The sequence below is a fragment of the Shimwellia pseudoproteus genome (assembly GCF_016415625.1).
GTDB lineage: Bacteria > Pseudomonadota > Gammaproteobacteria > Enterobacterales > Enterobacteriaceae > Shimwellia > Shimwellia pseudoproteus.
This window is the reverse complement of sequence record NZ_WBXP01000017.1, coordinates 1-12726: the sequence shown is the minus strand read 5'-3', so window position 1 is coordinate 12726 and position 12726 is coordinate 1. Positions and strand designations below refer to the sequence as shown.

At 53.5% G+C, this 12726-nt stretch carries 15 protein-coding genes; 6 read left to right on the top strand and 9 right to left on the bottom strand.

Annotated elements, in window-relative coordinates:
- Position 1: 1 nt before the first annotated feature.
- The 3 genes from rfaP to rfaQ are packed head-to-tail and all read right to left on the bottom strand — an operon-like array spanning position 2 to position 2983.
- The gene (rfaP, locus tag F9C28_RS09595) at positions 2 to 799 is read right to left on the bottom strand and encodes a lipopolysaccharide core heptose(I) kinase RfaP (protein ID WP_199014991.1); all 798 of its coding nucleotides are present in this window, start codon (positions 797 to 799) and stop codon (positions 2 to 4) included.
- A 1-nt stretch (position 800) separates the two neighbouring features.
- Positions 801 to 1916, bottom strand: coding sequence for a glycosyltransferase family 4 protein (locus tag F9C28_RS09590; RefSeq protein ID WP_199014990.1), 1116 nt, complete (start codon positions 1914 to 1916; stop codon positions 801 to 803).
- Positions 1913 to 2983 (bottom strand): lipopolysaccharide core heptosyltransferase RfaQ, encoded by a 1071-nt coding sequence (gene rfaQ, locus F9C28_RS09585; protein WP_199014989.1) that lies wholly within the window; start codon positions 2981 to 2983, stop codon positions 1913 to 1915. The genes F9C28_RS09590 and rfaQ overlap by 4 nt, the downstream gene beginning before the upstream one ends.
- Positions 2984 to 3376: 393 nt before the next feature.
- Between rfaQ and waaA the strand changes: the two genes are divergently transcribed.
- A complete protein-coding gene (waaA, locus tag F9C28_RS09580) occupies positions 3377 to 4654 on the top strand; it encodes a lipid IV(A) 3-deoxy-D-manno-octulosonic acid transferase (protein WP_199014988.1) in 1278 nt (425 codons plus the stop codon).
- 8 nt (positions 4655 to 4662) lie between these two features.
- Positions 4663 to 5151: a pantetheine-phosphate adenylyltransferase gene (gene coaD / locus F9C28_RS09575; RefSeq protein ID WP_199014987.1), complete on the top strand. Its 489-nt coding sequence runs from the start codon at positions 4663 to 4665 to the stop codon at positions 5149 to 5151.
- A 6-nt stretch (positions 5152 to 5157) separates the two neighbouring features.
- Here coaD and mutM read toward each other — a convergent pair whose 3' ends face one another.
- The 4 genes from mutM to radC form a co-directional block, all read right to left on the bottom strand.
- Positions 5158 to 5967 carry a bifunctional DNA-formamidopyrimidine glycosylase/DNA-(apurinic or apyrimidinic site) lyase gene (gene mutM, locus F9C28_RS09570; protein ID WP_199014986.1) on the bottom strand — a complete coding sequence of 270 codons (810 nt, stop codon included), beginning with the start codon at positions 5965 to 5967 and terminating at the stop codon, positions 5158 to 5160.
- Between the two features lie 123 nt (positions 5968 to 6090).
- The gene (rpmG, locus tag F9C28_RS09565; protein ID WP_002208990.1) at positions 6091 to 6258 is read right to left on the bottom strand and encodes a 50S ribosomal protein L33; all 168 of its coding nucleotides are present in this window, start codon (positions 6256 to 6258) and stop codon (positions 6091 to 6093) included.
- An 11-nt stretch (positions 6259 to 6269) separates the two neighbouring features.
- Complete coding sequence (rpmB, locus tag F9C28_RS09560; RefSeq protein WP_002442568.1) at positions 6270 to 6506, bottom strand: 50S ribosomal protein L28; 237 nt, start codon at positions 6504 to 6506, stop codon at positions 6270 to 6272.
- 215 nt (positions 6507 to 6721) lie between these two features.
- The gene (gene radC / locus F9C28_RS09555) at positions 6722 to 7393 is read right to left on the bottom strand and encodes a RadC family protein (RefSeq protein ID WP_199014985.1); all 672 of its coding nucleotides are present in this window, start codon (positions 7391 to 7393) and stop codon (positions 6722 to 6724) included.
- A 162-nt stretch (positions 7394 to 7555) separates the two neighbouring features.
- Here radC and coaBC point away from each other — a divergent pair, with 162 nt between their 5' ends.
- The 3 genes from coaBC (at position 7556) to slmA (ending at position 9927) form a co-directional block, all read left to right on the top strand.
- A complete protein-coding gene (gene coaBC / locus F9C28_RS09550) occupies positions 7556 to 8770 on the top strand; it encodes a bifunctional phosphopantothenoylcysteine decarboxylase/phosphopantothenate--cysteine ligase CoaBC (protein WP_199014984.1) in 1215 nt (404 codons plus the stop codon).
- Positions 8748 to 9206 carry a dUTP diphosphatase gene (dut, locus tag F9C28_RS09545; RefSeq protein WP_199014983.1) on the top strand — a complete coding sequence of 153 codons (459 nt, stop codon included), beginning with the start codon at positions 8748 to 8750 and terminating at the stop codon, positions 9204 to 9206. The genes coaBC and dut overlap by 23 nt, the downstream gene beginning before the upstream one ends.
- 124 nt (positions 9207 to 9330) lie before the next feature.
- Positions 9331 to 9927, top strand: coding sequence for a nucleoid occlusion factor SlmA (slmA, locus tag F9C28_RS09540; RefSeq protein ID WP_199014982.1), 597 nt, complete (start codon positions 9331 to 9333; stop codon positions 9925 to 9927).
- A 50-nt stretch (positions 9928 to 9977) separates the two neighbouring features.
- Here the strand turns inward: slmA and pyrE are convergent, their stop codons facing one another.
- Positions 9978 to 10619: an orotate phosphoribosyltransferase gene (gene pyrE, locus F9C28_RS09535; protein ID WP_199014981.1), complete on the bottom strand. Its 642-nt coding sequence runs from the start codon at positions 10617 to 10619 to the stop codon at positions 9978 to 9980.
- A gap of 69 nt (positions 10620 to 10688) precedes the next feature.
- Positions 10689 to 11405: a ribonuclease PH gene (rph, locus tag F9C28_RS09530; RefSeq protein WP_199014980.1), complete on the bottom strand. Its 717-nt coding sequence runs from the start codon at positions 11403 to 11405 to the stop codon at positions 10689 to 10691.
- Positions 11406 to 11529: 124 nt separating this feature from the next.
- On the opposite strand from rph, the gene F9C28_RS09525 reads away from it, so the two are divergent.
- A complete protein-coding gene (locus tag F9C28_RS09525) occupies positions 11530 to 12393 on the top strand; it encodes a YicC/YloC family endoribonuclease (RefSeq protein WP_199014979.1) in 864 nt (287 codons plus the stop codon).
- The last annotated feature ends 333 nt before the right edge of the window (positions 12394 to 12726 follow it).

Genomic DNA, 12726 nt, shown 5'->3' with positions numbered 1-12726 from the left:
ATCACAATGATTTTCTAATTGTTCTTTCTTGTATCTTACTGGCCTTCGCCCCGGCCTGGGCTAATAGCCCCTGCTCTTTTAATAATGTATCCCGCAGCGGTGCATCAAAATACACCTTCATAAACCGCAAAATATCGCGCCGGGTCAGGCCAATATTCAGTGATGAAAAATATAGGCCAATCAAGTCCTTATCGCGCCAGCGACCGGGAACATGATCACGCATCTGGGCCCGGTGTAAATCAATCACCGATATCTTCAGGTGCTGTTCATCACCGTCAAAAGGGAGATGAAGTAAGAAGTGGCAGATATAGCAATCCCGGTGATTCACCCCCGCAAGGTGCATTTTTCTCACCATGGTGGCAACACGCCTGATTATCATCCACTTTATCCGCGGCACCGGCGGCGTTGTCGCCCAGGGGGCGCAGTAATCTTCCAGGCTGATAGTGGGGGTTAAATCTTCGGTAATAATAAAGGAGGTGCGGCGAATCGGATTAATGCCTTTCTGGCCAAAGCCCACGCCGTGCATAGTATCCACCCCAACATCATGGAGTTTATGAATCGCATTCCACTCCCGGTCTGCCCCCAGCACCGGTAAGCGCAGCGACAGCAAATTCTTCACCACTTCTTTGACAGAGGTACCGCGATGCCATTTCAGGAAATAGCTTTTCCCCGCTAATTCAAAACGCAGCGTACGCCGTGTTTCCAGCTCGCGAAAAACCTCACCCTGCAGGTGTTTAACTTCCTCAAATGCATCTTTGCCGCGCCACAGCGTGGCCAAAGGCTCTTTCAACTCAACCATGTCACTCACCAATGATAATGTCCGCGGCCTTCTCTGGCAGACTGTATAAATCCTGGGTATCCGCATAATGGCGGGCATTATCGGCCCATGCCTCACGCAACGACTTATTACCCAGCGCATTGATCAATGCCGCATTCAGCGCTTCCTGCCGCCAGGGCTGTTCGATCACCTCACCACAGCCGGCATCGCGAATATAGTGCGCATAACCACACACCGCGCTGGTAATAACGGGCAAGCCCGCGGTAATCGCTTCCAGTAATACAATACCGGCAGCCTCCTGATAGGCCGGGTGCAAGAGCAAGTCTGCCGCCGCCATCAGTTGAGAAACATCATTGCGACCGGCAAAGAAATGGACGTTTTTCCCGATACCCAGCCGTTTGGCCAACTGGGCAAAGCGCCCCGGCTTATCCTGGCCAACGATATATAATGCCACTTTGCTGCGCAGCTCAGCGGGCAGTGCCGCAACAGCCTCAATAGAGCGATCGACCCCTTTACGGCTGAAGTCCGAGCCCACCTGCAATAACAAATATTGCTGGCTATCAATCTGGTTCTGCTGGCGGAATTGCTCCCGGGCACCGGGGGGCTGATGGCTGTATTTCCGATCCGGGTAAATGCCGGGCGGCAGAATAAAAAAACGCTCCGCTTCGGTGGCGTAATGCTTACGAAAATCGGCAATTTGTTGATCCGTCAGCATCAACAGTTTCGTTGGCTGGCCCTGGGCAAATACCGCTCGCTCGAACGCAGCGAAATGCCGGTAGCGTGGTGTCAGGCGATAGAAAAAGCCTTTCTCCCGGGCGACCTTTTCGGCATAGCAAACATCTGCCGCATAATAGACATCAAGGCCCGGCATCTTGTTGAAACCCACCACCCGATCAACCGGATGCTGCTCAAGATGCTGAGTGACCCAGCGGGCGTACTCGGCATTCCGTCCGTGGTTAGTCCGCGACGTTACCGGCACATCAATAATGTCAAACTCGGGGGGTCTCTCCCCCTGCCAGGACTGGACATAAACGCGCACTGTATGACCCCGGGCCGCCACGGTATGCGCAATGCGCAAAAAATCCCGCTGCAGGCCGCCAAAGGGAAAATATTTATACAGACAAAATGCGACGATCATAAGGTTCCACCGGGTTGTGGGGCGTGGGCAGGGTGCGGCAGCATTTTTTCAGTTGCCGCAATCACATCCTGTGCCGGTATCACTGACATATAGGTCTTATTACGATCCCGCTGCTCGCGGGGCGGCATCGGCTGATAATCCCCGGCCCAAAACTGGATTTGATCATCAGACCACGGGCGCCAGAACACATGGTCCGTTGCGCCAAACAGGCTGATTATCGGGGTGTGGACCGCGGCGGCAATATGACCCGGCGCAGAATCAACACCAATAAAGAGCGCCGCATGGTCAATCAGCGCCGCCAGTTCAGGAAAGGAGGTTTTGCCCGCCAGCCCGGTGACCGGTCGCGACTGGCAACGGGCGGCGATATCCTCGGCACAGGCCAAATCTTCCGCCCCGGGGCCGGTGGTGATCACCACCGGATAACCCCGCTGTTGTAAGGCATCAATCACCAGCGCAAATTTATCGTTATCCCAGCACTTAAATGCCTGGCGCGCCGTGGGCTGAATCACCACATAGGGCTCGTGAGCCCCGAGCTGCTCAAGCTGTTGGCGCATTTTCTGCCAGTGTTCCGGGCGATAGGTCATGGTGGTTTCGCGGCACAGGTCAGTCAGGCCCAGCGGGGCCAGTACCGACAGGTTGCGATCAACGCAATGTTTCCCCAGCCACGGCGCCAGATGCGTAAAACTGTTTTTCCAGAACGCCGACTGCCGGTGACCATAATCCTGAGTAATACTGGTCGCCACGTTCAGCATTCTTACCAGCAGGGCTATCATCCACTGGTCAGTTAAATTAATCACCAGATCATATTTATTCGCGCGCAGTGTCCTAATAAGTTGAATAAAATTAGCTGCTTTTTCAACGGCACCGGCCTTTTTATTCTTTATGCCGTACAGGGCGTGAATATCCTGATTCTCTGACATAATCGGGATGGTGTCCTGATACAACAACAGGTCGATTTTCGCCTCAGGATAATTACGTTTTAGCGAACTGATCACCGGTGTAGTAAGCAGCATATCCCCGTGAAAGCGCATTTTAATAACCAGTATTCGGGTAAACTTTTTTTCCACAATCGGCTCTTATTAGTAATGGTTGTCCGTATAATTGAAAAAAAACACGCTACCGCCCCAGGCTCAACAGCTACCCGAGTACTGACATCGTGCCCAATTTTCGGACTAGTGTATCACTTATTACTATACAATCCGAGACGGATGTTTTTTAAACAAAATCAGCAAATTATCATTTAAAATCAACCAATAACTTTCGCCACTATTCTGCTAATTTATGTTGATAAGCGATATCAAAACAGTAGCAGATATCCGCATCTCGTTAACATAACCTCATTGACGATTGGTTTTTTCACGGGGTTTTATCGTTTATTCCGTTCGGATCGGCAAAAATGTTGGCAAAGGCAGGGGTAAATACATAGAATCCTCAGCACATTCCTAAGCCAGCCAGGTACTATGCTTCAGTTGCTCTATACCACACTGCTTTACCTTATTCAGCCACTTATCTGGATACGGCTTTGGCTTCGTGGACGCAAAGCCCCGGCTTACCGCAAGCGCTGGGGCGAACGTTATGGTTTCTACCGTAAGCCACTGAAACCTGGCGGCATTATGCTGCACTCAGTTTCCGTCGGTGAGACGCTGGCAGCAATACCGCTGGTGCGCGCCCTGCGTCATCGCTACCCCGCGTTGCCGATCACCGTCACCACCATGACCCCAACGGGTTCCGAGCGGGTGTTATCCGCCTTTGGCAGCGATGTTCAGCATGTCTATCTGCCTTATGATCTCCCGGATGCCGTGGGCCGCTTCCTCGATAATGTCGACCCCAAACTGGTGCTGATCATGGAAACGGAGCTGTGGCCGAACCTGATTGCCGCCCTGCATAAACGCCACATACCGCTGGTTATTGCGAATGCCCGGTTATCTGCCCGTTCTGCGGCGGGTTATGCCAAACTCGGCAAACTGGTACGTACGCTACTGAGCCGCATTACACTGATTGCCGCCCAAAACGAAGAAGACGGCCAGCGTTTTATTGCGCTGGGGGCAAAGAATAACCAGCTATCAGTCACCGGTAGTCTGAAATTCGATATTTCCGTCACCCCACAGCTGGCCGCTAAAGCCGTGACCCTGCGCCGCCAGTGGGCGCCGCACCGCCCGGTGTGGATTGCCACCAGTACCCATGAAGGCGAAGAGAGCATCGTATTACAGGCCCATCAGCACCTGTTGCAGGAATTCCCTGATTTACTGCTGATCCTGGTGCCCCGTCATCCGGAACGTTTTCCGGTGGCCGCAGAACTCACTCGCCAGGCCGGGATGACCTTTATCACCCGCTCTTCCGGTGAAATTCCCTCTTCCGCCACGCAGGTGGTCATTGGCGACACCATGGGTGAGCTGATGCTGCTATACGGTATTGCGGACCTTGCTTTTGTCGGTGGCTCGCTGGTTGAACGCGGCGGCCATAACCCACTGGAGCCAGCGGCACATGCTATCCCGGTACTGATGGGGCCCCATACCTTTAATTTTAAAGATATTTGTGGCCGCCTTGAGCAGTCAGACGGGTTACTGACAGTGACAGATGCTGCCTCACTGGGTGAACAAGTCGCCGCCCTCTTGCGGGATGCGGACTATCGTAATTATTACGGGCGCCACGCGGTGGAAGTCTTGTATCAGAATCAGGGCGCGCTACAGCGGTTGCTGTCGTTACTGGAACCTTATCTGCCACCTAAAATGCATTAAGGATTGCTATGTCTACCAGGGCCATCTATCCAGGCACGTTTGACCCGATAACCAATGGTCATATTGATATCATCAGCCGCGCTGCGGCGATGTTTGATCATGTCATTCTGGCCATTGCCGCCAGCCCCGGGAAAAAGCCCTTATTCAGCCTGGAAGAGCGTGTGGCGCTGGCCCAGGCCGCCACGGCCGATATTCACAATGTTGAGGTCATGGGTTTTAGCGATCTGATGGCTAATTTCGCCCGCGAGCAGCAGGCAACGATTCTGGTTCGCGGCCTGCGTGCGGTGGCTGATTTTGAGTATGAAATGCAGCTGGCGCAAATGAATCGCCATTTGATGCCCGGGCTGGAAAGTGTCTTTCTGATGCCGGCGAAAGAGTGGTCGTTTGTCTCCTCCTCACTGGTGAAGGAGGTCGCCCGTCACCACGGTGATGTCACGCACTTCCTGCCGGCGCCCGTTTGCCAGGCGCTGCTGGCCAAGATTAGCGCCGGTCAGTAAGCCGTATCAGTGCTGGCAGTGCCGACAGTAAAAAGTACGGCGCTGCCCGTGTTTTGTCGCGCTGAGCGGCTCTCCGCATACCCTGCACGGCTCGCCTTCCCGGCCATATACCTGTAACTCCTGGGCAAAATACCCCGGCTTACCGTCACTCTGGAGAAAATCTTTCAGGGTTGTGCCCCCCTGGGCGATGGAGCGTAACAGTACCGCTTTAATTTCACAGGCCAGGGTATCGCACTCCGCAATAGACAGGGACTGCGCCGCCCGATCGGGATGGATTCTGGCCGCGAACAGTGATTCGCTGGCGTAAATATTGCCAACCCCCACCACCAGTTTGTTATCCATCAGCCACGGCTTCACGGCGATTTTCTTTTTGGCGCCACGGGCATGCAGATACCCGCTATTGAACGCGTCACTGAGCGGCTCAGGCCCCAGGTGAGCCAGCACTGGGAGGTTTTCCAGACTCCGGGCCCATAACCAGGCACCAAAGCGACGGGGATCGGTATAGCGCAGCACTTTACCGTTGCTCAGCACCAAATCGACATGATCATGTTTACCTGGGGGCACTGCTTCAGGAAGGATGCGGATACTGCCGGACATACCCAGATGAATGATGATCCAGCCGGTGGGCAGCTCCAGCAACAGGTATTTAGCCCGGCGCTGCACGCTCAGTATCGGTGTATCGCTCAGGCCATACAGCGCTTCGGATACCGGCCAGCGTAATCTGCCATTGCGGATATCAAGATGCAGGATAGTTTGCCCGACAAGATGAGGCTCAATGCCGCGGCGGCTGGTTTCTACTTCTGGTAATTCTGGCATTACTCCCCCTCAGTCATGGCTATTCCGGTACCGGTAAGATACGGGAATAAGACTTTCTCTATATGGGGGCGCCGCAGAAACAAAAAACCCCGCCGAAGCGGGGTTTTGATAAGAAAGACAAAATTATTTAATTTTGGCTTCTTTGTATAAAACGTGCTGACGAACAACCGGATCAAATTTTTTCAGTTCCAGTTTTTCAGGTTTAGTACGTTTGTTCTTCGTGGTGGTATAGAAGTGACCAGTACCAGCAGAAGAAACCAGCTTGATCTTCTCGCGAACACCTTTAGCCATGATTTAGCTCCTTAGTACTTCTCGCCACGGGCACGCAGATCGGAAAGAACCGCTTCGATGCCTTTTTTATCAATAACACGCATACCTTTAGCAGATACACGCAGAGTAACAAAACGCTTTTCGCTCTCAACCCAGAAACGGTGTGAGTGCAGGTTAGGCAGGAAACGGCGTTTAGTCGCGTTCAGTGCGTGGGAACGGTTGTTACCGGTCACCGGACGCTTGCCAGTAACTTGGCAGACTCGGGACATGTCAATTCTCCAAAAATCAGATTAGCTCGAGCTTCGTATAGGGTTTTGGCGCCTCGTCAGGCCTGCAGGCCCGGTTTGGCGGTTCAATGCGAACTCGCGTATGCCAGGCCCAAATGCCAAACCCGAGATTCTCAAAGGTGGCGTAGTATACGCTGTGTGGGGCATGTGCTCAAGTCCCGAACAGATAAAGATCCCTAAGGATCTCGCTTTTTGCCTTAAATCCAGCCACGTTCAGCAAAAGAAACGCTCTCACCGCGACCAATAACCAGATGATCAAGCACCTGAATGTCCAGACATTCGCACGCGCGGACTATCAGCCGGGTAATTGCTCTGTCCGCAGCGCTGGGTTCAGCTCTGCCAGACGGATGATTGTGCGCAAGGATCACCGCGGCGGCATTATGCTTCAGCGCCTCGCGGACGATCTCCCGGGGGTGTACTTCAACGTGGGATATTGTACCAGCGAACATCCGTCGCCAACAGATGACCCTATGCTGATAATCCACAAAGATCACCATAAAGATCTCGCGCGCTTCCCCGGATAGCTCACGACACAAAAACTCACGGGTCGCTTCAGGGCGATTTAACAAACAAGTTTCGCGGAGCCGGGTCGCATAATAGCGCCGGGACAACTCCCCCACAGCGTGTAATTGCGCAAAGGTGGCGAGACCAATCCCGTTGATATCTTTAAACATCGTTAGATCGGCATTCAGCAATTCGCGCAGCGAGCCGAAATGGTCCAGTAGATGCTGCGCAAAACAGAGCACATGCATCCCGGGGCGGCCGGTGCGCAAAAACAACGCCAGCAATTCTACATCGCTGAGCGCCCGGGCGCCGAATTTCAACAGCTTTTCCCTTGGTAATATCGCTATTGTGTCGTCAAATTTCATACCCACCTCCTGCTGCCCCTAATACTGCCAGCAAAAAAACAAAAAACGACAGCCAAACCATAACGTTGCGTAATATCTCGCAAACAGAAGGCGGGGAGATTTTCCGGATAAATTTTGATTATGGTAAAATCCGCCCCTCATGACGGCAGACAGGAACGGACTATGAAGGGGCTTTCCGGCAAGAAAATCGTTTTGGGGATTAGCGGCGGCATCGCTGCCTATAAGGCCCCGGAACTGGTGCGCAGACTACGCGATCGCGGTGCGGACGTGCGGGTCGCGATGACGGAGGCAGCAAAAGCGTTTATCACGCCGCTGAGCCTGCAGGCCGTATCGGGTTATCCCGTCGCGGATAGCCTGTTAGACCCGGCGGCCGAAGCGGCGATGGGCCATATTGAGCTGGGGAAATGGGCCGATTTGGTGGTTATTGCCCCGGCCACGGCGGACCTGATTGCCCGAATGGCGGCCGGTATGGCAAACGATCTGGTGAGCACTATCTGCCTGGCAACACCGGCCCCGGTGGCGGTGGTACCGGCAATGAACCAGCAAATGTACCGGGCTGCCGCAACACAGCATAATTTACAGCTGCTGGCCGATCGCGACTTGCTTATCTGGGGACCAGATAGCGGCAGCCAGGCCTGTGGCGATATTGGGCCAGGGCGAATGCTGGACCCGCTGGCGATTGTTGACCTGGCAGAACAGCATTTTACGGCCAGTCATGACCTGCAACACCTGAATATCATGATCACCGCCGGCCCCACCAGGGAGCCGCTGGATCCGGTGCGTTTTATTACTAACCATAGCTCCGGTAAAATGGGCTTCTCCATTGCCGCCGCTGCCGCCGCACGGGGTGCGAATGTCACTCTGGTAGCCGGTCCGGTATCATTGGCCACACCCGCAGGCGTGAAACGTATTGATGTCACCACCGCGTTGGAAATGGAGTCCGTGGTTCGTCAGCACGCGCAACAGCAATCGATTTTTATTGGTTGTGCCGCCGTTGCCGATTACCGCGCCGAACAGATCGCCGACAAAAAAATCAAAAAGCAGGGTGATGAACTGATCATCAAAATGATCAAAAATCCCGATATTGTCGCGGGTGTAGGTGCACTCACGGAGAACCGTCCGTTTGTTGTCGGGTTTGCCGCTGAAACAAATAATGTGGAAGAATATGCCCGCAAAAAGCGGATCAGCAAACAGCTTGATTTGATCTGCGCTAATGACGTATCCAAATCGAATCAAGGCTTTAATAGTGACAGTAATGCACTGCACCTTTTCTGGCAGGAGGGGGATAAAGTCTTACCCCTGGAGCGTAAAACCCGCCTGAGCCACCTTTTACTGGACGAAATAGTTACCCGTTATGATGAAAAAAATCGACGTTAAAATTCTGGATGCCCGCGTAGGTAAAGAATTCCCGCTTCCGACCTACGCCACATCAGGCTCTGCTGGCCTTGATCTGCGTGCATGTCTGGATAGCGCCGTTGTTCTGAACCCGGGCGAAACCACGTTGCTGCCAACCGGTCTGGCTATCCATATTGCCGACCCGTCACTGGCCGCCGTGATCCTGCCGCGTTCTGGCCTTGGTCATAAACACGGTATCGTACTGGGCAATCTGGTGGGGCTGATTGACTCCGACTACCAGGGCCAGTTAATGGTATCAGTATGGAATCGCGGTAATATTACTTTTACTATTGAACCCGGTGAACGCATTGCCCAGATGGTGTTTGTCCCTGTTGTTCAGGCAGAGTTCAACCTGGTCGAAGACTTTGACCTAACCGATCGCGGCACCGGCGGTTTTGGCCATTCAGGCCGCCAGTAAGCCCGATAATTAAACGCATTCCACACCACGTATAACGCCATAACATTACCGCAGGTCACGGCCTGCGGACGTGGCGTGGATGCCAGTCTGACAAAGCGTGTCTTCTCAGGGGTATTTTAAAATCATGGCAGAAAAACAAACCGCGAAAAGGAATCGCCGCGAGGAAATACTTCAGTCTCTGGCGCAGATGCTGGAGTCCAGCGACGGTAGCCAGCGGATCACCACAGCCAAACTGGCGGCCTCTGTGGGTGTATCCGAAGCGGCACTTTACCGGCATTTCCCCAGCAAAACCCGCATGTTTGATAGTCTGATTGAGTTTATTGAGGACAGCCTGATCACCCGCATCAATCTTATCCTCAAGGACGAAAAAGACACTGTCACCCGGTTGCGGCTTATTGTGCTGTTGATCCTCGGTTTTGGTGAACGGAATCCCGGTTTAACCCGCATCATGACCGGCCATGCGCTGATGTTTGAACAGGATCGCTTGCAGGGGCGCATCAATCAGTTGTTCGAGCGTATTGAAGCCCAGCTTCGCCAGGTGCTGCGCGAAAAGAAAATGCGTGAAGGAGAAGGCTACACAACGGATGAGACGCTACTGGCCAGCCAGTTACTGTCATTTTGTGAAGGGATGCTGTCCCGGTTTGTGCGCAGCGAATTCCGTTATCGCCCCACGGATGATTTTGACCAGCGCTGGCCTCTGGTTGCCGCGCAGCTTCAGTAGAGACGCACTACACAAGAGCCCCGCCAGGGGCTCTGTGTTATTTGCGGCGCTCAAACACCATAGCGCTGGCGATACTGACGGACCGCGTCAAGATGAACGGCCATGTCCGGTTTTTCTTCCAGATAGCTGATCAGCTCTTTCAGGGTAATAATCGAAATCACCGCACAGCCGTAATCCCGTTCAACCTCCTGAATCGCCGAAAGTTCACCGCGGCCGCGTTCCTGACGGTCCAGCGAAATCAGTACTCCTGCCAGGGCCGCCTGGTTGCCCTCAATAATCGCCATCGACTCACGAATTGCCGTGCCGGCGGTGATCACATCATCAACCAGCATCACCCGGCCCTGTAATGGGCTGCCGACCAGATTACCGCCTTCACCGTGGTCCTTGGTCTCTTTACGGTTAAAGCAGTAGGGTACGTCGCGGTCATGGTGCTCTGCCAGGGCAACCACGGTGGTCGTCGCAATGGGGATGCCTTTATAGGCCGGCCCAAACACCAGATCAAAGTCGATACCGGAATCCACTAACGCTTCCGCATAGAAGCGGCCCAGTAACGCCAGGTCACGCCCGGTATTAAACAGCCCGGCATTGAAGAAATAGGGGCTTGTACGCCCGGATTTCAGCGTAAATTCGCCGAACTTTAGTACCTGCTTGTTAAGCGCAAACTCAATAAACTGGCGCTGATACGGTTTCATGGATTCGCTCCTTAATAGACATACATAACGGCAAGGCAAAAAAAAGGCGACTGTTCAGTCGCCTTACTATCAATCAGCTAACGCCGCCTTCTGCGACGCGATAATGGAAGTGATCCCCCCCCTGGCGAGGGCGAGCAGTTCCAGTAATTCCTCATGGGTGAAGGGCTCACCTTCAGCGGTACCCTGTACTTCAATAATCCGGCCGTCCTCCGTCATCACGACGTTCATATCGGTTTCAGCGGCAGAGTCTTCCACATATTCCAGATCGCATACGGCTTCGCCGTTAACGATCCCGACAGAGACCGCGGCAACCATACCTTTCATCGGGTTGGTTTTCAGTTTGCCTTTCGCCATCATGGCCTGGATAGCGTCAGCCAGCGCGACGCAGGCCCCGGTAATAGACGCCGTACGTGTACCACCATCAGCCTGCAGCACATCACAATCCAGTGTAATGGTGAACTCCCCCAGGACTTTCAGATCCAGCGCCGCGCGCAGCGAACGGGCGATCAAACGCTGAATCTCCATCGTACGGCCCCCCTGCTTGCCTTTGGCGGCTTCGCGGGCATTACGGGTATGGGTTGCGCGCGGCAGCATGCCGTACTCCGCAGTGACCCAACCCTGACCCTGGCCTTTCAGGAAGCGCGGTACACCTTCTTCAATAGACGCCGTGCAGAGCACTTTGGTATCGCCGAACTCGACCAGCACGGAGCCTTCAGCATGTTTTGTATAGTGGCGAGTCAAGGTGACGGGACGCACCTGGTTGGCGTTACGGCCTGCTGGACGCATAGTAATTCTCCGGCTTAAAACGAGTGTGGCTGCGCATTATACGGACTTCAGCCGGTTATTCCTATCCTGGAAAGGATCGCGCCGCTATAATCCCTGCATCCACTTTTCATAGACAGGTATTTATATGATCCGCAGTATGACCGCCTATGCCCGGCGCGAGCTCAAGGGTGAATGGGGCAGTGCCGCCTGGGAATTACGCTCTGTTAACCAGCGCTATCTGGAAACCTACTTTCGTCTGCCGGAACAATTTCGTAGTCTCGAGCCAGTGGTGCGCGAGCGTCTCAGAGCCCGCCTGACCCGCGGTAAAGTGGAGTGCACACTGCGCTTTGAGCCTGATGTCAGCGCCCAGAGCTCGTTAATCCTTAATGAAAAGCTGGCTAAACAGCTGGTCGATGCGGCCAACTGGGTGAAAATGCAGAGCGACGAGGGTGAAATCAACCCGGTTGACGTCTTGCGCTGGCCTGGGGTGATGTCTGCCAAAGAGCAGGATCTGGATGCCATTGCCTCCCAGATTATGGACGCTCTGGAAGAGACGCTGAATGACTTTATCGTGGCCCGCGAAACCGAAGGCCAGGCGCTGAAAGCGCTGATTGAGCAACGTCTGGAAGCGGTCAGCAGCGAAGTAGCCAAAGTGCGGGCCCAAATGCCGGACGTACTGAAATGGCAGCGCGAGCGGTTGACCACCAAGCTTGAAGAGGCCCAGGTACAGCTGGAAAACAACCGCCTGGAGCAGGAGCTGGTATTGATTGCCCAGCGCCTTGATGTGGCAGAAGAGCTGGACCGTCTGGATGCCCACGTTAAAGAAACCTACAATATTCTCAAGAAAAAAGAAGCGGTTGGCCGTCGTCTGGACTTTATGATGCAGGAATTCAACCGTGAATCTAACACCCTGGCGTCTAAATCTATCAATACTGAAATTACTAACTCTGCGATTGAGTTAAAAGTGTTGATCGAACAGATGCGTGAACAGATTCAGAACATTGAGTAACGTATCACCCCATATCACATAGAATCATAAAACCACGTAAGCCCGCTAACCACGGGCTTTTTTAATGTCACAAAGTTGCAGTTAGTATCATAAAAGCGCATATTTCTTGTGTACCCTAACGTGTACAAAGCCACGAAAGGCAAACTCTTAATCGGGTACAAGAATACAGGTGAATATGGGCAAGCTAACTGACATTCAAATCAAGGCATGGGTAAAAGCCGGAACACGCTTCGAGGGGCTTTGTTGAATAAATCGAACTTTTAGCCGAAATTAGGATCAGATCACCACACTCCTGACCCTGTAGCGACATCCTGTGACAAAGCAAAAGTTCAA

What these genes read in the sequence shown, in the direction of transcription:
- rfaP (WP_199014991.1), bottom strand. Translation starts at nt 799, where the DNA reads ATGGTTGAGTTGAAAGAGCCTTTGGCCACGCTGTGGCGCGGCAAAGAT.
- F9C28_RS09590 (WP_199014990.1), bottom strand. Translation starts at nt 1,916, where the DNA reads ATGATCGTCGCATTTTGTCTGTATAAATATTTTCCCTTTGGCGGCCTG.
- waaA (WP_199014988.1), top strand. Translation starts at nt 3,377, where the DNA reads ATGCTTCAGTTGCTCTATACCACACTGCTTTACCTTATTCAGCCACTT.
- coaD (WP_199014987.1), top strand. Translation starts at nt 4,663, where the DNA reads ATGTCTACCAGGGCCATCTATCCAGGCACGTTTGACCCGATAACCAAT.
- mutM (WP_199014986.1), bottom strand. Translation starts at nt 5,967, where the DNA reads ATGCCAGAATTACCAGAAGTAGAAACCAGCCGCCGCGGCATTGAGCCT.
- rpmG (WP_002208990.1), bottom strand. Translation starts at nt 6,258, where the DNA reads ATGGCTAAAGGTGTTCGCGAGAAGATCAAGCTGGTTTCTTCTGCTGGT.
- rpmB (WP_002442568.1), bottom strand. Translation starts at nt 6,506, where the DNA reads ATGTCCCGAGTCTGCCAAGTTACTGGCAAGCGTCCGGTGACCGGTAAC.
- radC (WP_199014985.1), bottom strand. Translation starts at nt 7,393, where the DNA reads ATGAAATTTGACGACACAATAGCGATATTACCAAGGGAAAAGCTGTTG.
- coaBC (WP_199014984.1), top strand. Translation starts at nt 7,556, where the DNA reads ATGAAGGGGCTTTCCGGCAAGAAAATCGTTTTGGGGATTAGCGGCGGC.
- dut (WP_199014983.1), top strand. Translation starts at nt 8,748, where the DNA reads ATGATGAAAAAAATCGACGTTAAAATTCTGGATGCCCGCGTAGGTAAA.
- slmA (WP_199014982.1), top strand. Translation starts at nt 9,331, where the DNA reads ATGGCAGAAAAACAAACCGCGAAAAGGAATCGCCGCGAGGAAATACTT.
- pyrE (WP_199014981.1), bottom strand. Translation starts at nt 10,619, where the DNA reads ATGAAACCGTATCAGCGCCAGTTTATTGAGTTTGCGCTTAACAAGCAG.
- rph (WP_199014980.1), bottom strand. Translation starts at nt 11,405, where the DNA reads ATGCGTCCAGCAGGCCGTAACGCCAACCAGGTGCGTCCCGTCACCTTG.
- F9C28_RS09525 (WP_199014979.1), top strand. Translation starts at nt 11,530, where the DNA reads ATGATCCGCAGTATGACCGCCTATGCCCGGCGCGAGCTCAAGGGTGAA.